We start from the raw sequence: 24538 nt of genomic DNA, 5'->3' as shown, positions 1-24538 counted from the left end.
ATGAGCAATCAAATCAGCATGTCGGCAAAACCTGCGTTTTCGGTCGCCGCTTTGCGGCATTTGGATCGGATCGTCCGGCAATCGCTCGCTCTCATGCTGAGCAGCCTGCTTGTCTTCCAGCCAATGCTGGCGAATGCCCAGTCCGTCTCTGCCAGTACCACAGCACCAACGGCCAATCAGCCGGGCGTCGGAGCTGCACCGAACGGCGTGCCGCTGATCGACATCGTTACGCCGAACAGCACGGGCCTGTCTCATAACAAATTTTCGGACTTTAACGTCGGCACGCCGGGCCTGATCCTGAACAATTTCAACGGCGAGGTCGGCACTTCGAACCTCGGCGGCGTCACCCCCGGCAACCCCAACCTGAAGACCTCAGGGCCGGCCTCAGTCATTTTGAATGAAGTAACCGGCGGCAACCGCTCGGCGCTGAACGGCCCCGCAGAAGTGTTCGGTAGTCGCGCCGATGTCATCATCGCCAATCCCAACGGGATTAGCTGCTCGGGTTGCGGTTTCATCAATACGCCGCATGCGACGCTGACCACGGGTGTGCCGAATATCGGTGCCGACGGAAGCCTGACCGGTTTCACCGTCAATGGTGGCGATGTCACCTTCGAAGGGACTGGCGGCAATTTTGCCTCCGCTCCCGGTTCCGTCGACCTGTTCGATGTCGTTGCGCGCAACATCCACGTCAACGCGCCGATCTATGGCAAAACCATCCGACTGACGGGCGGTGCGAGCCAATACAACTATGCGACCGGCGAGGCGACGGCGCTGACCGCATCCTCCGGCACACCGGAATATGCGATCGATGGCACCGCGCTTGGCGCGATGCAGGCTGGCCGTATCAAGATCGTCGTCACCGAGAAGGGCGCCGGCGTTAACATGAGCGGCGACATGGCCGCCAATGCCGGCGAACTGTCTCTATCGGCCGACGGCAAGATCTCGATTGGCAATGCGTCGGCGAGCCAGGGTGTCAGCATCACCTCGAAGCAGAAGGTGACGGCGGCCAAGGTTAAGTCGCAGCAGAAGGTTGCAGTCCAGGCCGACCAAGGCATCACGCTGCAGTCGGTCGCCGCCGATAGCGATATCGTTCTGTCGAGCGGTGCTGGCCTTCTCAGCGTCTCCGGCGATGTCAACAGCGGCACGATCGTACAAATGACCTCGGATGGCGGCATTGCCGCTGGCAGCGTCACGGCGGGTAGTGGTGCCGCTACGCTTTCGGCCACCTCCGGGGATGTGACGATTACAGGCGCCGCCAATAGCACCGGTGACCTCAATCTGACGGCGACGGCCGGTTCGATCTCCGCCGCTTCGCTGCTGAGCAATAGCAACATCGCGTTGAATGCCGGTCTCGACATTGCCGTTTCAGGCAACGTGCTGGCGCAAGGCAATGTCACCGCCACTGGCCGCGCGGTGTCCACGGGCTTGGTCGTCGCGGGTATCGATGTTGCCGCTACCAGCGCCGATCCGAGCGGCAATGTGGTGCTCGGCTCGGCCGGCGACCTCAGCCTGACGGCGGCAGGTGGCAATATCACCACGGGCAATCTGCTGTCGGCCGGTGCTCTCACGAGCGCGGCGACAGGCAACATGACGGCTGGAAGCATCCAGTCTACCGCCGATCTGACGGTGACGGCTGCATCGCTTGCGGCCAGTGATGTCACCTCGCATGGGGCACTCACCATCAATGCCGGCACGAATGTGGCTGGCCAGATTCTCGGTGCGGGCAATGTCCTGATCTCGGGAGCGGCGATCCAGGCGGATACCATCGTCTCTGGCGTCGACTTCGCAGCAACCGCCGCCAATGGCGGTAGTCTGGCGCTGGGTTCGTCCGGCGATATGACCCTTCAGGCCTCGGGCAGCCTGTCGGCCAATACGCTGCTCGCGGCTGGTACCATCAGCGCCACCGCAGCCGACCTCAGCGTCGGCGATGTGACCGGCCATCAAGCCATCGCGCTCTCCGGCAGTTCGAGCCTGACAGCAACCGGCCAGATCCTCGGAGCGGGCAACGTCTCGCTTACGGGCGGCACGGTTACGGCCAATGAGATTGTCGGTGGTCTCGACTTTGCGGCAACCGAAGCCAATGGCGGCAATATCACGCTTGGCTCGGCTGGTGATCTGACGCTGCAGGCCTCTGGCAATCTCACGGCCAATGCCCTGATTGCAGCCGGCAGCATTACCGCCACCGCCGCAGATCTCAGTCTTGGCAGCGTCACCGGCCACACGACTATCGCCCTTACCGGCAGCTCCAGCCTGACAGCGACCGGTCAGATCCTTGGTGCCAGCAGCATCAACCTTTCAGGCGGCACGGTCACGACCGGTGAGGTGGTGACCGGCGTTGATTTTGCCACAATGGCGCAATCCTCGAGCGGCGCTATCGTCATCGGCTCGGCTGGTGAGCTGACCATCAACGCCACGAGTGCAACGACAGGGCCACTGCTGATCGCTGGCGATCTCGACGTGACAGGTGGTTCGTTCACAGCCTCGGACGTTACGGGTCACGGCGATGTGACGGTCAATGCTGCTGCGACCATAACCGGTACGCTTCTTGCCGCCGGCAATGTCGATATCACCGGCGCAAGCATTACCGCAGACACACTCGTCTCCGGCGTCGACTTCACCGCCACCAGTGCCGATCCGAGCGGCAGCGTTGTGCTTGGCTCGACCGGCGCGCTGACGCTCAACGCGACGGCCGGCAATATCAATGCCGCCAGCCTGCTTTCGGCCGAAGATGTCACGGCGACTGCAAGCGGCAGCATCGGCAATAGCGTTGCAACAAACGCGGTCGCGCACCAGAACCTGACGATGACGGCGGGTGGGGCGCTTAACCTCGCTGGTCAATCCATGGCTGCAGGCAATGTTACCTTGCAGGGCCAGTCGATCTCAGCCGCAAGCCTGGTGTCTGGTGTCGATTTCACCGCCACCAGTGCATCGACGAGCGGGGCGCTGATGCTCGCGCAGGGCAGCAGCCAATCCGGCACCATGACGCTCACCGCGACGAATGGCGATGTCGCCGCCAGCAATGCGCTGCTATCCGGTGGCGATCTGTCGGTCACGGCAAGCGGCGGCATCAGCTACGCGTTACTGCAGAGCCTTGCCAACGCCTCGCTGACCGCTCCGGGCAGCATCAGCTATACCAACAACAGCAATGTCACCGGCAATCTGAAGATCGATACCGGCACGATCGATCTTTCCGGGACGCGCGGCGCCAATCTTGCTGTCGGCGGCACCCTGGCCGTCACGGCGACATCCGCGAACCTGGCCGGAAGCAGCCTGGTCCTTGGCGGCTTGACGCTCGATCTTAGTGGTCAGGCCGATCTGACCGGGGCTGAGGTGAATACGGTCACGAATGCCGGTGGCTCCGGCGATATCGCGATTGCCGCAGGCGGTCTGAGCACAAGCAGTGCCACCACGCTGCTTGCCGCCCATGACCTGACGCTGACCCTGTCAGCGCAATCGCCTGCGATTGTCGCGACGACGCTCTCCAACAGCGGGCAGATTGCCGCCGCAAACAACCTGACCATCAATACCAGCGGCGATCTCACCAATACGGCGACTGGTCTTCTCTATGCCGGGAACGACGCGTCCCTGCTGGTCGCCGGAACGCTGACCAACAACCAGGGCGCCATTCTCGCCGGCAATGACCTGACGATCGCGGGCAGCACACTCAGCCAACGCAACGGCGTGACGACCAACATCTCCGGCCTGATCCAGGCTGGCGGCGACATGTCGATCCTGACATCCAATCTGACCAACCAGCGGCTGACCACGCCGACCTGGACGACGGGCGTACTCGTCTCGTCCGGTTCCGTTGTCGGTACCTTCGTCCTTAATCCGGCCGTCGCTGGCCAGCCCTTCGCCTATCTGGAATCGACCGACCAGAATATGTTCCAGCTTTACGCGGGGATCGATCCGGGACTGTTTTCCGACTACCAGCCGCTGCTCTGGTCTCAAGCGACCCTTGCAGACGGCACGAGCTATCACGCCTGGACCTGGATCTCCGGCAACGGACCGACAGAAGTTGGGCCGATTTATAATTGGATCCTGGCAAGAGTGCCGAAGGATGCCAACGGCAATCCTGTCCTCGATCCGAACAATCCATCCCGATACTTCATTGTCGACGAAGTCATCAATGGCGGTTCGGACGCCAGCACGACCTACACCTGGGACGGCAGCGCCAATATCAGCCAGTCGGTCTACGAGGACCAGTTCACCAGTGCGTTGAGCCCAGAAGCGGTGATCCGCGCCGGCGGCAACCTCACCGTCGACGCCACCAATCTCACCAATTCCTATAGCCGGATCGAAGCGGGCGGCAATGCGACGCTCACCGGATCGACGCTCACCAACCAGGGCGTCGTCCTTAACCGCACCACGACGCTGACCTGTACTGCCCAGGGTGCCTGCACGGCCTTTAATGCTGATGGCACGGCCGATCCGTCGCGCAATATCGCCAATGGCACGTCGATCGTCTCGGGAACGCAGGCGATCGGCGGCGCGGCCGGTACCCTCAAGGCGGCCGGCGCATTGACCCTCAACTTTGGCACGGTCAACAACTCGTCTCTCGGTACGACGAGTGGTGGCGCGGCCGTCAGTGCGGCGTCGACGTCAAGCAATCCACTGTCGGCCCTGAGCGGCATGACCGCTGGCGGTGCTCTGTTCACGGTCAACAGTGCGCTCTCCAGCGTCGCCGGCAATAGTTCACTGACCACAAGCGGCGGCTTGACCGCCGCACTTGGCAATCTCACCCAGATCTCCGCCGCGAACGTGGCTCAACTCGCGGCACTCGCCAAGCCGCAGTCGGGCGGTGTCGGCGGCACCATTCCTGGCCAAGCCTTCATCTTCGAAACCCGCGCGGCCTTTCTTGATGTCTCGAAGTTCTACGGCTCGGCCTATTTCCTGAACCGCGCCGGTTATGATCCCGAGACGAACATTCCGTTCCTCGGCGATGCCTATTTCGACAACCAGTTGGTCGACACCCAACTGCGGCAACTGGTCGGCGACGGGCTCGGAAACGGCTCCTTCATTCCCGGCAACAGCGCCATCGAGCAGATGAAGTCGTTGCTGGACAACGGTGCTGCTTACGCAGAAGCCAACGGCCTTGCCTTCGGCCAGGGATTGACGCCCGAACAGGCAGCCAATCTGAAGCAGTCGATGGTCATCTACCAGACGCAGACCATCAACGGCGTGCAGGTGATGGCCCCGGTCGTCTATCTCTCGGCCGCCGATCGCGCCAAGGCGGGAACGTCGGCCGGTGCCATGATCGCTGGCAACACGGTCGACCTCAATGCCACTGATGTCAACAATTCCGGCGCGGTCGCAGCCGCCGGCGGTCTTAATGTCGCCGCCAGCACGATCAAGTCGACCGGCACCTTCTATGCTGGCGGCAACCTGAACCTCACCGCCTCGAACGGCATCACGCTCGCCGCCCAGACGATGACCATTGGCGGTCAGAACGTCGTCAACCCGAATGCCGGCGTGTCGGCCGGTGGCAATGTCGTGCTCGCCACCAATGGCAGCGATCTCAATCTCCAGGGTGCCAGCGTCAAGGCGGGCGGCGCGGCCCAACTGTCGGGCAAGAATGTCAACCTCAGTGCGGTCAAGGTCGACAATGGCGGCCAGCAGAATGCGACTGGCACCCGCATCACCGCCGGTGGCAATCTCAGCATCACCGCCAACAACGATGTCAATGTCATCGGCTCTTCCGCTAAGGCCGGCGGCGATCTCAACCTCACGGCCACGAATGGTGCGGTCAATGTCGTTTCGACCGATGTCGCCCGCCGCACCAATGACGGCTACACCAAGACCGCCGAAACCGACCAGCAGGCTTCCCAGCTAACAGCCGGTGGCAATCTGCAGATCACTGCCAACACCGGCATCCTGATCTCGGGCTCGGATCTCTCAGCCAAGGGCGACGTCGGCCTGACCGCGAACGGCGACATCAACGTCACCACGTCGCAGAACCAGTCGAACTCGACCTTCGGTAAAAACTCCTCGTCAGAACTGACGCGTAACGGCTCGACCATTTCGGCTGGCGGTGATCTGGTCGCCAAGTCCAAGAACGACATCAACGTCATCGGTTCAACCATGGCGGCCGACGGCACGCTCGGTCTACAGGCTGGTAAAAACGTCACCATCGCCGAAGCGACCGATAGCGCTACCCTCGACATCAAAAGCTCCAGCAAGAAGAGTGGCTTCCTCGGCTCGACCAAGGAGAATGCCTCCGGCCATCTGGAAACCACGACCGCCGTTGGCTCATCCGTTTCCGGCAAGGACGGTGTAACGATTATCTCCGGCGGCGACACCACGGTCTCGGCCTCCAAGGTGGCCGCAGGTGATGCCACGCATATATCCGATCTTACTGTCCAGACTGGTGGCAATCTGATCGTCACCGCCGGCAAGGATACAGAGACCGAGAGCGACAGATCCAAGCGCAAGGGTTTCCTGCGCAGCGGCAGCTCAAGCTATGACGCCTACAATGAGACGACAGTCGGCTCGCAGCTCTCCGCTTCCGGCGATGTCAACCTCGACGCGGGCAAGGCAGCGGTCATCGTCGGCTCCAAGGCCAATGCCGATGGTTCCCTCAACGTCTCCGGCGAGAGCGTCTCGATCATCGGCGCGCAGGAGAACCACAAATCTGATTCCCAGCGCAAGGATTCGGGCCTGTTCGTCGGCTCCGGTGGCGGCTTCATCTCGCTCTATGGCAAGAACGAGAAAGACGGAAAGCAATCCTCTACGGACAATGTCGGCTCCGAACTCAGCGCCGGCGAAGACGTCAACCTGACGGCCCGCAAGACCAACCTGAACATCATGGGCTCGTCGGTGAGCGCCGATCAGGACATCAACCTGTCGGCTGCGCAAGACGTTAACGTGACGCCGGGTGCAGAAAGCTCGTCGGAATCGCAGACGCAGAAGAAGTCCGGCTTCGGTCTCGCCCTCTCCGCAGGCGGTGGCGGTTTCGCGATCGGGATTGGTGCGCAGTCGACGAAGGACAGCAAGGCCCAGCAGTCCGACACGAATGCCATGTCGACGCTGACTGCCGGTCGCGATCTCAACATCTCGGCCGGTCATGATGTCAATCTGCAGGCGACGAGCGCCTCCGCCGAGCGGGATGTCAATCTCTTTGCCAAGAACGACATCAATCTGCTGTCGGCCAATGATGTCACCAACTACCAGGAGGCGCACGAGAAAACCTTTGCTGGCGTGACACTCACCGTGTCGAGCCAGGTCGGCGCGGCCGCTCAGAGCATCATGAACTCGGCCGAACGCCTTTCGGACAGTGGCGGCGTTAATGCCGTCACCAACACCGCCATCGCTGGGCTTGGTTTCTATCAGGCTTATAAGGACCTGAAGGCTGTCTCGGAAAATCTTGACGCCGGCAAAGGGCTTTCTTTCAACATTGGCATCAATGCCGGTGTCAATCATCAAGAAAGCAGTTGGTCCTCGTCGTCTTCCACCCCGGTGGTTACCGACATTCGCGCCGGCCGCTCCATCTCCATGGAAGCCGAGAATGGTTCCATCACCAGCGATGGCACGCAGATCCTGGCCGGCTACGACAAGAACGGCATACCTACCGTCTCCGGCGATCCGCTGACGGGCGACATCTTGCTGTCAGCAACAAATGGGGACATCAATCTCAATGCTGCCACAGGCACGTCGGATTCCACAAGTTCCAATTCCTCCTGGAGTGCTGGCGTTGGGGTCAACTTCGGTTGCTCTACAGCCTCCAAGAATTGCAGCACCAGCGTCGGCGCCAGCGCCTCGTATGGCGAAGGTGGGTCTGAAACCACAGACGTCACTCACACCAACACGCATGTCAACGGCACCGGTGATGTCACCATCGTCGCTAATGATTTGGCGCTGAAGGGGGCGACGGTCACCGGCAACTCGGTCACTGCCGACGTTAAGAACCTGACGATCGAAAGCCTCGTGGATACGCAGAAGGCCAAGGCTGATCAGACGGACATCTCCGGGCAGATCGGCTTTGGAAACACCGGTATCTCCGGCACGCTGCAGGAGGCCAAGGGTGATGCTGTTCTCGTCTCAGAGCAGTCCGGTATTCACGCCGGCACCGGCGGCCTCGATATCAACGTCGGCGGTCAGACCTCGCTTGTTGGTGGACTGATTACCAGTGAGGCGACGGCAGACAAGAATTTCTTCTCCACCGGCACGTTGACGGTTGCAGATATCGATACGCATTCGACATGGAAGGCTGACAGCTATGGCGGCGGGATCGGCACTGGCGGGCTCACCATCGCTCCGCCAGTCAAAGCCGGAGAGAGCGAGACCGGCGAGGCCTATTCGGCCATCGGTGGCAATATCGGTATCACTATCACCGATCCCGCGCATCAGGTCCAGGATATCTCGACGATCCGTCGCGATACGACCAATACCAATACGTCGCTGCCCGGCCTGCCGGATTTGCAGAACATCCTGCGCCAACAGTACAAAACGCAGGCGGATCTACAGGAAGCAGAGAAGACGATGGCTGGCTTGGCCGGCGACATCGCAAGTGAGCTATACAAGCGGGCCGCTGAGAACGGCGACGAATCTGGGAAAGACTATTGGAAGGAAGGTGGGGCCGGTCGTGTGCTTTTGCATGCGATCGGCGCCGGCATCCTCGGTGGCGTCAATGGCTGGGAAGGGGCCCTCAAGGGCGCGGCTGGTGCTGCGACCTCGGCGCTGCTGACGCCTGTGATTGCGGACCTCGTCAAGGGTATGCTCAAGGGAACAAGCCTTGAGGGAACTGAGGAGGGTAAGCAACTCGCGGCATTGCTTGGTGAAAGCTTGTCGGCAGCCGTAGCTGGCGCAGTCGGCGGAGGAGAGGGCGCTTCATACGGCTCAGCTCAGTATCAATATAACTATCTGACGCATGAGCAGCTTGATGAAGCCAACAAGGAACGCGGAGAACTTCTCACGCAGATTGCTGATTGCAAAGCCGCCCTTAACAATGGCTGCTCGGGCCAAGTCCTTGCTCAACTTGAGGGCAATCTAGAAGTTAGCACGGCTTATTACAGGCAGCTTTCGGATGAGAACAATGCGGCTCTTGTAAGCGCGTGTGCTGCCTCCTTCACGAGTGCGGCCTGCGTCTCAGGTCGTCAGGAATTGCAGAATGCAGTGGATGAGGAAAGCGGACTTCAAGCTCACGTGCTTGGCACAGGCGCTATCAATACACCGGATGCCCTGCTGCTTGGCGTCCTCAGTGACGTAGCGGCTGGTCGCGGCAGCCCTGATCAGATCAGCGCCCAGTATCAGAAAGCGCTGGCTACACATCAGACGATAATAAATGGCGTTGCCGCCCTATCCGTGCTTGTGGCGGCTGGCGTAACCATTGGCCCAGAAGTTTACGCCTACTGCGCGGCGAATAGCGCGGCATGCGCCAATGCCGTTACCGAACTAGTGGATTGCACCGTTACCGTGGCCTGCACGAGTACGGCTGGAGGTGTTCTTTCCCTCGGTGCCGCAACGAAACTTGCGGGCGACCTTGAGCAATCGGCCACCCTTGCGGCAAAAGCGGCCGGTACACGCACGATTATTGCATCTGACGGCTCCACAGTGGTTGTACCCGCTGGATATAGGGCACTAACTTCTGCAGGTGCTGTGGCCAACGACGTCGGCGGGCTGCCTACGGGATTTGTTCGCGTTGTCGACGATGCCGGCAATATTGTCATCGTGGGACCAAACGGCACAATTTACGCAAACGCGGCCCTGGCCGAAAGAGCAGCCGTCACCGGCAACCGAGTAGAGTTTGATGATCTAGCTAAATTTCGCTCAGAGCTTGGACTGCCGCCGGCAGGCTCAGCCGCTGACAAGAGTACTTTGGCTGTAATCGAGATCAATGGGCAGAAAATTTACGGCATCAACGCGCATGGTCAGCCGGTGACAGGGGTTAATGCGATTTCGTCAACACACGCAGAAATTGACGCTCTCAATCAAATTAAGCAGCGGGGTATTGACGTCTCCGGGCAAAATCTGACGCTATATGTCGATAGAGCGCCATGCGCAGCCTGCGGAACAAACGGTGGAATTCGGTCGATGGTCGAGCAACTAGGACTGAAACAGCTTAACGTCGTCAGCCCCGGTGGCACGATGACAATAACCCCAAGGTAAATCATGCGATTAACTGCTGACATGAGAGACGGCGTTCACAATCTGGATGTTGAGATATTGGACGCGAATGTGAACGAGGCGTTGGATTGGCTTTCAAAGCTTAACGGAAAGCAGCACACTTTGCTGAACCTTGAGCGTGAGGATGGATGGCAGGTTATGGTAGGAGGTGGACCCATCCACTACGTTGTTACGTTGGGGAACGGTGATGATAATTTGACGCTTGAAAATCCGGTCGGAAACCAGTCGACGATCGTTGAACTGTGTGCTGGAGGGCAATACGGGGAGTATTCTGAAACTATTTGCGTGGGCCAAGAACGGGCAGTCAATGCAGTTTCGCTCTTTTTTCAGGGACGAGAGCGGGAAGAACAATGGGGTTAGCGACGCCTTTTGTTGTAATTCGTTATTCAGCTCGATCGTCGGTCGAGGGCCGGCTAGGGCTCTAAGGTATACTTTAGTTGAGAAAGAACCCAAGATGCGTTTAAAGGCTTTTGCCGCTTGGTGCACTATTGGCTTGTTGGCAGGTTGCGCCGGCGCCCCAGACCCCGCCAAGGTCGCTGCGGAGCAACATGAAGGATCTTCACAGATTTTGGCAAACAAGAACAAGAAGGGCTCACTCCTTCTTGTCCGAATGGTGGATTCGCCGCTGTTGGGCGACGTGGATTGTAGCGGTTACATCACTTTGCGCAGGGTCAATGTTGGAAAACCAGACGAGACGGAGCCGCCTGTATCTATCGGTTCCGCAGTCGCGTATCGTTTGCAAAACCCAAACAAACTGGTACTCGGCCAGTTGTTCTCTGCGACCGCGCAGAAATATGCACGATGGTTCGTACCCGTTGCCCCTGGTCGCTACGCCATCACCTACGCGAATTGCAGCTATGGAAATGTCACCATTGAAGCGGGAGGTGACCAGGATGGACTCTTCGGCAGAACATTCAGCTATGTCCACCCATTTGGGGGTGATGGCGCCATCACGATTGGCGAGGGGAAGATTGTTGACGCTGGGTACATCCGACTTGAAGGAACGCGTAGCGACCCGCGCGTCGTGGGATCGGAAGCAACGCCGGCCGAGCGTGACCTTATGAAGAGCGTCATGCCGGATGTCTATCCTTCGATTACTTTCACGAAATTCGGCCTCTAGCTTCCCCCTGACTCTATCGAGTTTCCTGCGTGACCGCTTAGATCGACATCCGCCGTAGATTGTCGGTGGAACGGCCCATTTGCCTTGGTGGAGGCTTATAGTGATGGCGCGTCAATGGCGGAACGACAGCATTACCTTTAATCGCGGAAAGCTCGCCTAATGGTAACTTCGGCAGCGGTGGATATCGGCGGACAGGATGGAATCAGACCGCGTTGCATACTTTCGACATCAGTAAGCAATGTTCGATCGGAGCGCGCGCTGCCCGGTTTGTCCTTCGATCGATCTCGTTTGAGAAGGCAAAGCATAGACCGCCGGCTCTCGTCAAACTCGGTCGACATTACCGCGAATTCCGATTCTGATAGACCGAGGAATTTTTCGCAGTTTGCGGTAATGCACGTCTTGAACGGCTTGCTTAAGAAGGCCTCGACCGCCGCTCTATCTGTCGAATAGATGGGATCGTCTTTTATAATGTCGTGGAACGCTTTGAGATCACCACGCAATATCCACGGAGCGAGATTGAAGCCGCGAGCTGCAAACAAAAGGCCCCAGCTAAAGTATCCAAGCTTCAGTACGGTCGTTTCGCAGGAGGTGCGTTCCCGATCATGGAATTGATTGCAGTCTTGAATCCTTGCTGCGCGAAATATCTTCGGAATTTGCAAAGTTTCTTTCGCATCGGACGCATGTGCATCCAATGCCACGGTGAAAAGCGAGATCGATAAGGCCGTGGCGACGATTCTTGTCATGAAGGCAGCCGGGGAACGCGTGGCTGGCGACAAGGCTTTACCGGCATCGCGCTTTCTCCCATGTCGGATATTCGTTACCGGGATTGACAGCATAGCTATCTAATCACTCCCCATTGCCGCAAGAGCTTCTGGAATGTCGAAGCGATTGTCGAATTAAACCTTATGGAAGGCTTTTTCAGTAAAAACTGCCCTGCAATCTGTTTGTCTTTTAGGGTGACTGTGCCCTTGCAAACGTCAGATGAAGCGACAACTCCCTTCGAACATGCTCGATAGCTGGGTTACGAAAAAGGAGAAGGCGCGGGCCGATGGCGCCGATGACCTTCCTCTGATCGAATATGCAGATTTCACCGATTACAAGCTGATCATCGAACGCAAGGACAACTGGACGCAGGTTTTCAAGCCGATCTTCGGAAGGCAGGAGGATATCAGAGAATCCCTCCAGCGGCTTTTTCCGGTTCGCATCGCGACCATGCACGCCCGCTTTCTAACTCTGGACGATGATTTGCTTCTGAGGACGGAGACGAACCGGGTCCTCAAGCGAATGCGCCTATAGGACCATTGGAACAGCCGCGGCCTGCGTTGTTTCTGGTCTTCCGCGCGGAAAGATGCGGTCAGCCACTGGGGTGCTGTTCCCAGAACTTGTCGGATTATTTCTGTTATCGATTGCTCGTGATCAACACGGGGCAATCACCCGGATCATCGCTGTGCCGGAGAAACTACAAGATCTGCCCCCGGATTAAACATGGGCGGATTCACCAAACGTGCGAGCTCCAGTCGATCTCTTAAGGAATTGAGTGCTGAGCGCCACTTCAAACCGTCGGTCTTTTGAATCGGCAAACACGGTGCATCGTCTTCCAATCACCGAATTTCCTGTTCTCGCGGCAATTTCGTATTCGTGACATTTCTAATGGCACAAGTTGCCTCCTAATTCCGGTCCCAGCGCCATTTGTTACGGACCCATCCACACAGGCGTGCATAGGTCCGTCAGAAAAGTCACTTTTTCTCAAAAAAGCCAGTGATTTCAGTACTCCAATTCGATCTTAACCGCAAAAACGGACCACTTGGCGCCTAAAATGAGTCACAGCGAGGTTTGGTGCCTAGAACAAAAGGCACTAAAAAACCCGCCGAAGCGGGTTTAAAGAGCCAGGTTCGTACGGAGGATAAGCTAATTGAAGCCGAGGTCCGCCTTTCGATAAATGCGCTCGACACCACCGAAATCGAAGGCGGGCTTGATGCCAGAAACCCGGCGCTCTGTCGTTTCCCAGCTTGACTTAGACCCTGCCAATCTGCGGAACGAGATGTGATGGAGCAGAAAAGTCCGGACGGATGCCATCGAATAGGCAGTCTGCACCGCTCCCTGATCCGTGTATTCGAGCGCCTTCAACACCCCAAGTTCACCAAGTGAACGGACCGTGTCGGCCGACGCTGCCATCCGATTGAGGGTGGCAAAGCTGGAATAGTGATGGTCGGGTACTATAACTTTAGGGGCTAGCCGAGCGACCTCACGTGGGTCGACGAGAAAGTGTAAAACGGTGGTCGCTTCGTGACCCTCCTTCTTGATTCCCAATGTAAGATCGCCTTTTAGTGCGTGTACAATTATTCCAGCGATGGTCATGAAGTGCGCGCACTTTGAGAGGGGGACCATCGCGTCTCTATCACCGCTCGTTCGAGCAAGTTCCTCCAGGCGGCCGATGAGCGTTTCGATCTGCATGGAAGAGTAGTGGCTTCTCGCGCGGGGATGGCTTGTTAACTTTGTTGCCGTGAGGAGGCCTGCTTCCCGCAACCGATCGATGGTCGGTTCGGATACGCCCAGACGCTCCTGCACGTAGATTTTCGATACAGAATCTTTCAGCCGCGCCGCAAATTTGTCCATCTGCTTCACATCGATCAAAGTCCGAACGCCACTGCCTAGTGCGATTTCGCCTTGGACACCGGCAGCTTTAAGCTTTCTGCAAATTATTTCTCTGGGAATACCGTGCTGTGCGGCAGCGCTACGAGTGCTGTGGAACCGTCCAAAGCCTTTTTGGCCAAGAAAGTCGTTTTCGGGACCAATCTTTTGAGCACGGACAGCGTGATCACGGACGAAAGACACGATGGCCGCAAACTCAGGATCGCCAACGCGATACTTCAGGTAACTATACAAAGGGCCATAGAGCCGTACTCCAACGCTGTTGTTGTTCCATTTGATGCCTCGCTGATCAATGGTGTCGAGCCACCGGCGCAAGCCTGAATAGCCAGATTGGAGGATTTCGAACCCAAGTTGGACTGGCTCTCTCGAAGCGGCCGTAAGGATATGGTGACGGCCGCCATAGGGCCGTTTTAGCTCCGTCGCTCCGACGATTTCACATATCGCGAGTGCGCCATAGTAAGGCAAATCGTCCAGTACCTCATCATGAACGGCTTGCCCATTTAATCGGTCTGAGAAGTATCGATCTGATCCCGTTGATGGAACAGCTGCTGCGTTGTTGGCGGCATCGACTACCTCCTTCCAATTATCCGCTAGCGCGCCAGTGAAATCGGGGCACCTATAGTTGTGGTATGCTGTGGAACTTGTGGCAATCGCAATGTCATGTTTCGGACATACCGTCAGAACGGGATTTAACCATGCCGCACGACAGTGCAGCCGCGCAAACTTGTTCGAGCCATAGGTGTTTACGTCCTCAATCACGCAATGGGGGCAATATCGCGCTGCTTTTCGATACATCACCTTTGGGTCGACGGTCTGCCCGAGGAAGCTGAGCAGTCTGCTGGGCTGAAAGCGATATGAATGCGCAGCAAGGACCCTAGGATCGTTTCCGCTGATCTTTGCGAGGCGGGTCACTGCCAACTCAAACCCCTTGTTCCTCCAAACCCGTGTCCCCGTGTGCCGCATGAAATCCACCAATGGAACGCCACGAAAGCGCGCATAGCGGGACACAAAGTCCGGCAGTGATTCAGAATCTTCAATGATGAGAGTGTGAGCCATATCAATTCCCGCGTTTCCGTCCTGTTGTTTTTGAGGTGGATTTTGCCGCCGCCTCGGCAGACTTCAGCAAGGCGCGCGCAAGAAGGTCGCCCAAAGAGTTATCGGGAACGATGTTTCGCCAGTTCTCCGACACGAACACGTTCGCCGGGGGGCGGCAGCCGCTCGCAAGAGCATAAGTGGCCGCGAAGTGACCGAGACCAACGGAATCCGATTTAGTTCGAAGAGCATGTTCGCATGCACCTCGCACGAGTTGGATCGTGGACCCGAAGGCGCCATTGCAGGCATGCATAAGGCGATGGATGAACTCCTCGGAATCAAGGCCGTTGGCGGCAAGACCTGCGTCCTCTGTGACAATCTTCAGGACGATCTTCCTGACGATCGCGCCGTCCGCCGGATACGCCATCGGCCGTAACTCAACGAGATTGCTTCGCTCCTTGAGTTGCCTGTCGGTGTCAGAGAACTGATGGACGAACTGCGCCAAAGCAGGTACACCGCTCAAGATGAGGGCCAACCTTCGATCTGCACCAGGCTCTTCAGAACGTCCGCAACGTTTTGAATCTCCTTTGTAGTGTTACCGCGCAGTACATGTTGCATTTCATCGATCCAGAGGAAGAGCACGCGATTTTCTCGCAACTGTTCCTTCCATAGATCGAACAACTCCTGTTCCGTGATCCGAGTGGTGGTGATCGGATAGTTCAGTGCCGCAAGGCCTGATCGGGCCAACCCTTTGAGCGTCAAAGGCTTTGGTGGCTCGAAGAAGACGAAGGGGCGTACCTTCGTGCCATCGGCTGCAACGCGGGGTGCGAACTGCGGGCGCTTCGCGATATGTCGTTCGACCGCCGTGGTCTTCCCGCTTCCGCTTTCGCCTACAATGAAAATCGCGCGGCGTTTGGCGGCTTTGCCAAACAGTGCAGATGCCACGTTTTCGAGCAGGCCGTCGAAGGCCAAGTCAAGAAGTGCGTCACGAGGAGTGCCAATATAGGCCGCGTTCATGCGGCCCAGGATTTCGACGCGGCGCTGCCGTTCCGCATCAAGGCTGTCGAACACAGCCTGGGCGGCCTCGCGAAAGTATTCGGGGTAATTGCTGGTAGACAAGGTGGTTACTCCTTACAGATCTTCGAAAAAGATGCCGTCGTCGGCATCGTCTGGCTTGATGATTGCGAACGCGGAATCGTCCTCGGTGGGATGCACCTCCTCCCGCTCGGGCAACACATCTTCACTGGCGAAGATGTGATCAAAGGCCTCGACCCCGACGTCGAGTGGATTGTGTGGGATTGCGAGCGCCACCAACTCGCGGACCGGATCGTTGAGATCGTCGACGATCGAAGTCTTGAAGTATTCGCGCTCGATCTGATCGTAGTTGGCGGCTACGAGCCTATCGACGCCCAGACCGGCTGAAAGGGCGGCGGTCGTCCCGGCCGCGCGTACGTCGCGGACGGCTGCCAACAAAGTCGACAGTTTTGCCTTGGTGTTTGCGTTGTTGTTCTCGTTCCAGTCCTTGCGGGCAGCCACCCATTCGAAGATGGTAGTGCCAACGGGAATGCCAATGACTGCCTTCGCTTCGACCCATTCGTTCCCCTTCTTGAAAAAGATAGAACTTAGATCCAGGCGACTAACGCGAATTTTGACCTTTGGTGCTGGAGCGTGCGGAATAGCTTGCTGCTCGAAACGCAGCCGTTGCAGATCCGTGTGGTCGTAGTGGATTCCCGTGGATGCGACACCCTTGTCAGTGATGGTCCGCTCAAGCTCGGTGCCGAAGATCTTGCAACGATCGCCCGGATCAATCGGCGGCAAAATTGAGCAGTCGCGTGAAAGACGACGCCATGCGTTGGCGGGCGTTTCGTACCCTAACCCCCAATGTGGGGTATTGTGATAGATGTCGATGATTGCCCGCACGAAGACGCGATTGAATTCGTCCAGGTTCATGGACGCATAACTGTGCGGATCCGTTTTGCCTTTTTCGAGGATGTTGGCAAAGGTGCGGCCCTCGAAGTAATGCATGAATCGGAGTTCACAGGTCCGGAAGAAGGATTCGATCGTTCCGCGCGCTGCTGGCTTTCCGCTTGGCGGAAACACCTGCGTGCAACGGAGCGCTGCGACGCCCGCGCGGAAGTCGCTGCTGGTGAACGCGGCACCAGCATCCGTAGAAATCGTTTCCGGTGTGAGCCCGTATTCCCAGAGATCGCCAGCGCCGACGACCGACGAAATTAGTGTCTTGTCGGAGACAACCATTTCCAGGGCCGCGAGCGAAGACCGAGAGGAGGGCATGGCGACTGAAGTGCATGGCCAGGATACACTTGGTCGCGCGGTCAATTGCGACGGTGAGCCAGACTCGAGCACGACTTACTGCCTCGCGTTCTTTCTCAGAGAGCAACTGCCATACGCGGAGGTGGGTGAGGAGAACTGCAAGGTTGACCTTCCACTCGTCCATCTCGACGATTTGGCCAGGACGCTCGATCATTAGGCCGCCGTGGACGATCGCATATTTCCGCCGCGCATACTCCTCGCCGTGACGTTTCGCCATCAGGTAATACGCGCCCATTTCCTTGATGAGCTTCTCGAAGCATTTTCGCGATGGTTTATGATGAAGTCGCTGACCGGTACCGGAGCGTTCCTCGTTCACTTCATCGATCCGAGCTACCAGCGATAGGTAGCATTCGCGCATCGACGGACGCTTGCGGTCAGCATAAAGGCAGGAATATTCGAGCCAGAGCTTAAGGTCGTCCGGATGGCAGAGCGTGCGCGATTTCGGGCCGGTCTTGAGACTTACGAGAGCGAGCGGATCGCAATTGCTTTCGATGTAAACATCGTGGAGCCGGCGGAAGTGTCGTGGGCTGGGAAGTTTGTATGATACCTCCTTTCCACCGTTCGCCTCGCTCCACCGCTCTACCACGACGGATTTCAGGATGGGCAGGAGAAACTTCAGGCATTTCACGCCCAGGCTAACCTTGCGCTGCTTGAAGCCTTTTGCCTGAAGAACCGGGTGCTTCTTCCCAATCTCCTCGAAACGAATATATTCTTGGATCAGGCTTTCCAGCCATAGCCCCTTCTGAACCTTGTGGTCGGCGAAGTCGGAGATTTTCAGGTTTCCATACTTCAGCGCAAAGACCGAGTTTTCGAGGCTGTGGTAATCGCGATCGACCTTGATGCGGCGTTCGGCCGTCATCAGATAGATCTGCTCATGTGAAAAGCGTTCGTGGAGCCCGTTGGCGTCCTTCAGGACGGTGCCGTCCGTGTTCTGGTTGACGACCGTCATGTGACGGTTGTCGTCGATGGTGATCCGATCATTCTGACCGTAGTGATAGATCGGAATGGACCTACGGAAGCCATTCGTGGGGAGACGAGCTGGTTCATGGCATGACCTCGCTAGTTTTTGCCAGAGACAAGAAGTGAGACATCGGTGATGCGACCCGGTTCAAGTGGGCGCAGAAGACCCTCGTCGATGAGGTTCCAGATTGCCGTGCGGCGATGGCCAGGGATGGGAGCCCCGCGAAGCAGATCCCAGAAGCGGACGGCGCCTGTGATGCTGGCTACAAGCGCGCGCGCCGCGAGGTACTCGTCTTCATTGTATTTCTCACGGGATACGAGGATCCAACCTGCATTGGCATCATCGTCGTCGTTTGCGAACGACTCCGTGACGACGCTGATGGAGTCGGCATACTCGGGAATGCCCATCCGCTTGATTTGCCGTAGAATGCGCAAGGTGCCGAGCCTTACAAGTTTTTCAAACGGTTTGGCAGCGATCGCTACGCGCTTGCCATTCGGACGCCGGACCCAGTAATCGAACGTATGTTTGTGCCGCTGGCCATCGGCGCCGACGTATTCAACTGTCGGCCACTGCTCTCGCAGTTCCTTGACATCAGGAGATGCGCGAAAGATGCGCCCAGCCTTTTGCTCAACGGAGCTCTCGAAATACATCATGCGTTCGCCGTCGAGGTTCGGCTGATTGCCACGGTAGTTGAGCGGCGATTTCGGAGATGGCTTGCGGTTGCCAAGCGACGGAAGTACCGGCCCATAGCGGGGAGGCAGCGTCGGATTCGCCCAGACGGTCGTTTCCGGAACACTGAAGTCCACCTCGACGCCGTTTCGGCGATTAAGCATATGTTGCTTGATGAAGTGTTCGGGGCGCATTCGGAACTCCATTTTGCGCTTGTAAGACATGGGTGTCCGTTCGCGGACACGACTGCGCCCGCGTGGGAATATCGAAGGACTGGGACGTCAGAGGTTCAGACGGCCTGCGGGTAGCGTCAGGTCAGAGACCTTCAGCGATAGCCCTGTATGCTTTTCATGCCTGAAGCTCCTATTCGTACGCATAGCTTAGCCGTTGCCTTTGGCGGCACCAAAAGCTCGGGCAATTCGAAGGGAAGCTCCTGTCGGGATTTATTTGGGCCGAAGCGACTCTATGAGCTCCGATATGGCAGGGATCACGAGCGAGCGCCCGCCATCTACGAAGAGGTACTCGCTACGCGCTCCGAACTTCCAAATGGGTTCGGAAGCCTGGTCCTTGCGCAACGACATGTGCGGAAAGCCCGTCCGCTCGGATGCACCAACGGAGGGAATTGTTGAGTTGCTAGTCGCAGCATGTTCTGCCATGGTGTTGATACCGACCTTTGTTGTCTGGCTTCTACATGGCTCAAAAATTCGATGACCACAGCCCCTTCACGTGGAAAATGCCGCTTCGAACCATGTCTAGATGCGCAGATTCTCAGCTAATAGCTAAAGAAGAACTGCCAATATCCGGCGACCTATCGCCTGCAATGCAGAGAACAGGACGTCGGTTATTGTTCTGACGATCGGGTCATTTTTCATGATGGTCATAGCAAGCCTCCGGCTGAGTGATCAGCTTCATGATCGACAGCGGGAGAGGGGCGGATTTCAATATCGCCCATGGGGCGGCCAACTAAGCCTGCCGTTCGATACCTCCCGCGATTAACGGGATATTCGTACCTCTGACACGTCAACGCCCTCCGAGCGCTTGCAACGCGCAAGAAGGTGCACCATTCCGGGACGTTTACCAAGAATTTTAATAGATTTCCTAATTTATGGTTAACAGACGCCGCTTTGCGACGAGCGAGCCGACTACGGTAGTTCCTTGCATGCAATCTCCTCAATGTTCGGACATCGCTCGAACAAGGAGACCGCCAATGTCCACGATGCGCGAAAGCTTTAAGGACCGAGTAGAGGCCAAGCGCGCGAAAGACGCGGAGGATTACCTCGCTCCACGGCTCAAGGAGCTTGAGGCACTCGCTCCAGTACTTCGGGCAAGGGGATTGGAGATGGACGTGTACGATATTAGCAATTGTACCGTTATCCGTTTCATCGACCGACACCAGGGACGGGAAAGCCCCGTGACCGTCGGCTTTCCAACCAGAACAGCTGCAAGATCAAAGGAGGCCAGATGGGCTCGGGCCGAAATGGATATTTGGAAGGCCAGGCCGATTTACTTCGGCGACAATGACTGGCTTTGCCTGGAAAACTCTGGCGACAGCTTAAGAATCGAACTCGAAGGCCTGTCGCTGCAATCGATAATCGATGGTCTCGCGGAGAAGATTGTCGAAACGCCTATTCCTGAAAACGTGCCTCAGCAATGTCGCAGCGAGAACGTTGAGTTCGCGAAAGCCTACAAGATCATCAAGGAAGTGACGTCGACTAAATTCGGCGCGCACATTGCGGCCCAACGAGATGCCAACGGCGTCGAAAGCTTCGCATTCAGAGACCGCGAAAAGCGCCAATATAGGATGGAATTCGGGAAGACAGCGAAGCTCTACGTCGACGACATGGAGGTCGGTGAAGCGCCTGTGCGTTCAACCTGGGAAATCGGAGCCTTGATTGCTAAGCATTACGGGCTCGAATATTCCCCGAGCCTGAAGCGTCGATTTTAACAACGGCTTCGGCCCGCTTTCGTTCGGCCGCCCTTCTCATGCTTGCTCCAATGCGTTCGAGTTGCTCGACGCTCGAATTGTCGGGATGGTCGTCATCGTCGCCATCGTCCGGGTAGTATCGATCTTTATCGCTAAGTTCGAAGCTGGCGTAATATTCTTCCGCGATGGCGCGGTTTCGCTCCCTCAGACGTTGGCGCGACTCTTCCGCCTTTTGTCGGCGAGGATCATTGGGAAATTTCACCGTTCTGTTCGGCGCTGCTTTCGCCACTGGTTTTCGAACCTGGTCTTTCATTGCCTCGTGAAGACCGATTTCTTCACCGGAAAGAACAGCATGGATCCGATGACCAATCATTCTTGCAAGCACTGGCGGGAATGCATTCCCTACCAAACGCGCCTGTGCCTTCAAGCCCGCATCGGGTGCCAACTCCCAATCGTCGGGAATGCCCTGTAGTCGCTTGAGCAGAGATATGGTGATCGGCACCAAAAGCTTTTCGATATCGGTTTCCGTTATTTCGCCGGGGCGTGGGGGACTTGGTCTCAAGTCGTTGAACGAAATCCCTTGTGCTTCCCACTGCTCCAATATTGCGGTTGTTTGGATAGGCCAGTTCACAACAGTGGGCGTGTGTTTGGACTTATGTTCGCCAAGCCAGGCGTTCGCCCAGCGATCGTACTGCTTCTGTGCCTCGTCGCTGAATTCCTCGCCGTCCGGCTTGCGCCAGGGCGAGCCTGACAAATAGGGGAACAGAACATCTGCGACCGTCTCGAGTGTTGCCCGCGAGAGTCCGTCGATCGGGGTGGGCACATCGAAGGCAGCAAACTGCTCTTTGCAAAACCGTAGGTAATGACGCGTGCGCGGCGCTGCGGAAGCCCCCAGTCCTGCGCGTCGATTACAAACGTGCTGACAGAGTAGCCGAGATCCTTCAACTGGCTGTAGTTTCCGAGCCGCATTTTGATGTGGTCATCGTCATTTAAGCCAGTCACATTCTCAAAAAAGAATGCGCGTGGTCGCACGGCACCGACAATCTCGATGGCCTCGTTGAACAGATTGCGCTTGTCCAATTCGCCTTCCCGCAATCCCGCTTCGGAAAAGGGCTGGCAGGGCACGCCGCCCGAGACTAGGTCAACCTTGCCATTGTACTTCGCAAACTCTTCCTCGATATTGCAGGTCTTCAGGTTCAGGCGGCTGACGTTCCAGTCCGGTCGATTGGCTTTCAGCGTCTGGCTTGCGCGCAATCCATTGTCTACGAGTAGCATCGGCTCGAAGCCCGAAGCGCACAAGCCGATTGCTTCACCACCAGCACCCGCGCACAATTCGATAGTCTGAAGCGTCTTCACCGGCCTGACACTAAATCGGGCAAGTTGGTTGCCGTGAGCTTTGTTTCTGGAAAGGAAGGTCGTAACCGTGCTGGGGCTGATTTCGCATCCGAGCTTCAGGATGCCGTCTTCCATGTAAAAATCACCGTCGGCAAGATCGTCCAAAGCATAGAAGCAGGCTGACTTCACACCGCTCTCGAAATCGTCGATGAGCAGAGTGCCGATATCTTCCTCGGCCCCGTAAGGCCCCGGAAAGAGCATTGTGAACAAATCACACGCGTCTCGGGCGTCTTGCATAATCCACAAGACGTCCGGGCCATCGCCCTCGAGTCCCTCCTGCCTTTCGGCGGAAGTACGCTGATTGCAAATGAAAACGTATTCCCTCAGGCGTTCATGAAGGCGGCCAACCACATCTTCCAGCTCTCTGATCGGCAACTTTCCCTGTTGGCGGACGGCCCGATCGACTATCCTCTTGCGAAGCTTGAAGTTTTCCTTCCAGTCGGTGGCCGCCCGATTTGCCAATTTCGTCGAGATTTGCCGAATTGCTGCGGCATCAACGACTTGACCGTCCTTAATCCTCAGCAGCGCTTCTCTTTGTGTCTTGTCACCTGCCCGGGTTAGCGCCTTCAACGTTTCAAAAGGAACGAGGCGGAGGCGGACTGTTTCCCGAGCGTCCTCCGACATTTTTTTGTGCGACTGAGCGACCGAAATTTGGTCGTGGTCGAGCCCGCATTCCTCATGCAGCCAGGTGTCGATATGGTTGGCCGGGATCCCGCTCTCAGCTCTAAAGGCTTCCGCGAGTTCGAACATGTCGAACATCGCTCTCGTCATTCGGGCGCGAGCTCGCAAGATTTCCTTCTTCGCCTTGGTTAGTGTTTCGCCATCGATTTCGTTGAACCACGCATTGTAGCGATCGCGCGCTGATGGGCTGCGTTCTTCTACAGGCTGATCGAGAACTTCAATCGACACGGGAGCACCAAGATGAGGTTGTATCTTTGACCTAGCAAACTGCAATTGCTGTCCCGATAAGGGATTCGATAAAATTTTAGCTTTTGCTCTTCGGTAGTGGTCTGGAGCGTTTCCCAAACCCACACGATTAAGATATGCTCGCAGAAGTGGTTATTCGAGTTTCGAGATTTTCATACGAGCGTTGAAGAAGTCTGGCTAGATCTCCGTGTGACACATTGAAGAGGACCTGACATGCGCGCACTCGCCTCCATATTCGCATTGCTTTTGATGATGTTGCCTGCACATGCATTCGCCTGGGGAGCCAAAGGGCACCAGGCCGTCGGTGCGATTGCTGACTCAAATCTCAATCCGCACGCCAGGGCAATGGTTGCATCCTTGATCGGGACGAGTTTGGAGCAGGCCGGGCCGTGGCTTGACTGCGTCAAGGATGTCAAGGGCTCGAAAGATTCACTGCACTACGTGAAGGACCAGCGTTACGCCGACGGTTGCTCGGTTTTTTGGACTGCTGATGCCGAGAAGCAAATGGTCGCGTTCGCCGAAAAGAATTGGGACAACTGCACGCCCTGGTGCGACGGAAACCCATGCCACGATCAATACCATTTCGCTGACGTCGATATCTCATCCGCAAACCCGGCCTATAAAGTTGGCGAGCCGGGAACCAACGATCACGACGTAGTCCATGCGATTGACGCGGCGATTACGGTCCTCCAGGGAAACCGCGCGTCTAAACCATTCGCCGATAGCATGGATCAACGCGAAGCTTTGTTGATGCTCGCGCATCTCGTTGGGGATCTTCACCAGCCATTGCATGTGGGCGCTATCTACCTTGACGGTGACGGGCACGAAACGCCCGCGACGTCTGGCGACGATGCCGATCCAGCGTTCACACGAGGAGGGAACTTTATGTTCGTCGCAACAAAGAACCTTCATTCGATCTGGGACAACGTTTCGGACGCAACGATCGCTAACGCAAAAGCCGTACCTGCCTCCGCCGTTGCGCCAACGCCAGGATCGTTCACGGACTGGGCGGCCACATGGGCTTCGCAAACGATTGATGCCGCCAAAGAAAATTTGGAAGTCTTGAAAGTCGAGCCAGAAACCGGACCGCACCATTGGCCGGTCGATGCAAAAGCGAGCCCGTATGCTCAACAAATTGCAGATATTCAGGCTCGGCAGTTGGCTTCGGGAGGGCATCATTTCGCCGAACTGATCAACGCAATTTGGCCCTGATCGGCGAGGCCGCTTAACAGCGCTGTCGAGTTTGCCAAATAAAGTTGTTGATGATTTAGCAGAAGCTCGCGCATCTGTTGTATTCTTACGGCCTGCAAGAGGAAGATCAATTCTGTATCGACAAGGAGTGAAGTTGGCCTGCGGCAGCTATGGCGATCCGCTATGGAGGCGATAGAGCGCTATGCAATTCACA

Annotated in this window: 15 protein-coding genes; 6 read left to right on the top strand and 9 right to left on the bottom strand. The window is 57.1% G+C overall.

The window, feature by feature from the left end; translation table 11 throughout:
- The 3 genes from QA648_RS27660 (at position 1) to QA648_RS27650 (ending at position 11242) form a co-directional block, all read left to right on the top strand.
- The gene (locus QA648_RS27660) at positions 1 to 10104 is read left to right on the top strand and encodes a hemagglutinin repeat-containing protein (protein WP_283051979.1); all 10104 of its coding nucleotides are present in this window, start codon (positions 1 to 3) and stop codon (positions 10102 to 10104) included.
- Between the two features lie 3 nt (positions 10105 to 10107).
- Positions 10108 to 10482, top strand: a complete 375-nt coding sequence (locus QA648_RS27655) for a hypothetical protein (protein WP_283051977.1) — start codon at positions 10108 to 10110, stop codon at positions 10480 to 10482.
- A gap of 94 nt (positions 10483 to 10576) precedes the next feature.
- Complete coding sequence (locus QA648_RS27650; protein ID WP_283051976.1) at positions 10577 to 11242, top strand: hypothetical protein; 666 nt, start codon at positions 10577 to 10579, stop codon at positions 11240 to 11242.
- A 137-nt stretch (positions 11243 to 11379) separates the two neighbouring features.
- Here the strand turns inward: QA648_RS27650 and QA648_RS27645 are convergent, their stop codons facing one another.
- On the bottom strand, positions 11380 to 11985 hold the full coding sequence (locus tag QA648_RS27645) for a hypothetical protein (protein ID WP_283051974.1): 606 nt from the start codon (positions 11983 to 11985) through the stop codon (positions 11380 to 11382).
- Between the two features lie 238 nt (positions 11986 to 12223).
- Here QA648_RS27645 and QA648_RS27640 point away from each other — a divergent pair, with 238 nt between their 5' ends.
- Entirely contained in the window at positions 12224 to 12538 is a 315-nt protein-coding gene (locus tag QA648_RS27640; RefSeq protein ID WP_283051972.1) for a hypothetical protein, read from the top strand.
- Positions 12539 to 13150: 612 nt separating this feature from the next.
- Here the strand turns inward: QA648_RS27640 and QA648_RS27635 are convergent.
- The 6 genes from QA648_RS27635 to QA648_RS27610 form a co-directional block, all read right to left on the bottom strand.
- Entirely contained in the window at positions 13151 to 14950 is a 1800-nt protein-coding gene (locus QA648_RS27635; protein ID WP_283051970.1) for a TniQ family protein, read from the bottom strand.
- A 1-nt stretch (position 14951) separates the two neighbouring features.
- A complete protein-coding gene (locus tag QA648_RS27630) occupies positions 14952 to 15449 on the bottom strand; it encodes a hypothetical protein (protein ID WP_283051967.1) in 498 nt (165 codons plus the stop codon).
- On the bottom strand, positions 15446 to 16045 hold the full coding sequence (locus QA648_RS27625; RefSeq protein ID WP_283051965.1) for a TniB family NTP-binding protein: 600 nt from the start codon (positions 16043 to 16045) through the stop codon (positions 15446 to 15448). The genes QA648_RS27630 and QA648_RS27625 overlap by 4 nt, the downstream gene beginning before the upstream one ends.
- A gap of 12 nt (positions 16046 to 16057) precedes the next feature.
- Positions 16058 to 16951, bottom strand: a complete 894-nt coding sequence (locus tag QA648_RS27620) for a hypothetical protein (RefSeq protein WP_283051963.1) — start codon at positions 16949 to 16951, stop codon at positions 16058 to 16060.
- Between the two features lie 10 nt (positions 16952 to 16961).
- The gene (locus QA648_RS27615; RefSeq protein ID WP_283051961.1) at positions 16962 to 18206 is read right to left on the bottom strand and encodes a hypothetical protein; all 1245 of its coding nucleotides are present in this window, start codon (positions 18204 to 18206) and stop codon (positions 16962 to 16964) included.
- 110 nt (positions 18207 to 18316) lie between these two features.
- Complete coding sequence (locus tag QA648_RS27610) at positions 18317 to 19081, bottom strand: hypothetical protein (RefSeq protein ID WP_283051960.1); 765 nt, start codon at positions 19079 to 19081, stop codon at positions 18317 to 18319.
- Between the two features lie 1013 nt (positions 19082 to 20094).
- Between QA648_RS27610 and QA648_RS27605 the strand changes: the two genes are divergently transcribed.
- Complete coding sequence (locus tag QA648_RS27605; RefSeq protein ID WP_283051958.1) at positions 20095 to 20832, top strand: hypothetical protein; 738 nt, start codon at positions 20095 to 20097, stop codon at positions 20830 to 20832.
- Here QA648_RS27605 and QA648_RS27600 read toward each other — a convergent pair.
- Both QA648_RS27600 and dcm read right to left on the bottom strand, forming a co-directional pair.
- The gene (locus QA648_RS27600; RefSeq protein WP_349254305.1) at positions 20783 to 21412 is read right to left on the bottom strand and encodes a DNA cytosine methyltransferase; all 630 of its coding nucleotides are present in this window, start codon (positions 21410 to 21412) and stop codon (positions 20783 to 20785) included. The two genes, QA648_RS27605 and QA648_RS27600, sit on opposite strands and share 50 nt — an antisense overlap.
- A 26-nt stretch (positions 21413 to 21438) precedes the next feature.
- Entirely contained in the window at positions 21439 to 23115 is a 1677-nt protein-coding gene (gene dcm, locus QA648_RS37060) for a DNA (cytosine-5-)-methyltransferase (protein ID WP_349254304.1), read from the bottom strand.
- Between the two features lie 231 nt (positions 23116 to 23346).
- On the opposite strand from dcm, the gene QA648_RS27590 reads away from it, so the two are divergent.
- A complete protein-coding gene (locus QA648_RS27590; RefSeq protein WP_283051954.1) occupies positions 23347 to 24345 on the top strand; it encodes a S1/P1 nuclease in 999 nt (332 codons plus the stop codon).
- Positions 24346 to 24538: the final 193 nt, after the last annotated feature.

The sequence above is a fragment of the Rhizobium sp. CB3171 genome, from assembly GCF_029714265.1.
GTDB lineage: Bacteria > Pseudomonadota > Alphaproteobacteria > Rhizobiales > Rhizobiaceae > Rhizobium.
The sequence above is the reverse complement of the archived record's forward strand: the minus strand, read 5'-3'. Positions and strand labels throughout refer to the sequence as shown.

What these genes read in the sequence shown, in the direction of transcription:
- QA648_RS27605 (WP_283051958.1), top strand. Translation starts at nt 20,095, where the DNA reads ATGTCCACGATGCGCGAAAGCTTTAAGGACCGAGTAGAGGCCAAGCGC.
- QA648_RS27620 (WP_283051963.1), bottom strand. Translation starts at nt 16,951, where the DNA reads ATGCATTACTTCGAGGGCCGCACCTTTGCCAACATCCTCGAAAAAGGC.
- QA648_RS27610 (WP_283051960.1), bottom strand. Translation starts at nt 19,081, where the DNA reads ATGCGCCCCGAACACTTCATCAAGCAACATATGCTTAATCGCCGAAAC.
- QA648_RS27615 (WP_283051961.1), bottom strand. Translation starts at nt 18,206, where the DNA reads ATGACGGTCGTCAACCAGAACACGGACGGCACCGTCCTGAAGGACGCC.
- QA648_RS27655 (WP_283051977.1), top strand. Translation starts at nt 10,108, where the DNA reads ATGCGATTAACTGCTGACATGAGAGACGGCGTTCACAATCTGGATGTT.
- QA648_RS27635 (WP_283051970.1), bottom strand. Translation starts at nt 14,950, where the DNA reads ATGGCTCACACTCTCATCATTGAAGATTCTGAATCACTGCCGGACTTT.
- QA648_RS27650 (WP_283051976.1), top strand. Translation starts at nt 10,577, where the DNA reads ATGCGTTTAAAGGCTTTTGCCGCTTGGTGCACTATTGGCTTGTTGGCA.
- QA648_RS27660 (WP_283051979.1), top strand. Translation starts at nt 1, where the DNA reads ATGAGCAATCAAATCAGCATGTCGGCAAAACCTGCGTTTTCGGTCGCC.
- QA648_RS27645 (WP_283051974.1), bottom strand. Translation starts at nt 11,985, where the DNA reads ATGACAAGAATCGTCGCCACGGCCTTATCGATCTCGCTTTTCACCGTG.
- QA648_RS27640 (WP_283051972.1), top strand. Translation starts at nt 12,224, where the DNA reads ATGAAGCGACAACTCCCTTCGAACATGCTCGATAGCTGGGTTACGAAA.
- QA648_RS27590 (WP_283051954.1), top strand. Translation starts at nt 23,347, where the DNA reads ATGCGCGCACTCGCCTCCATATTCGCATTGCTTTTGATGATGTTGCCT.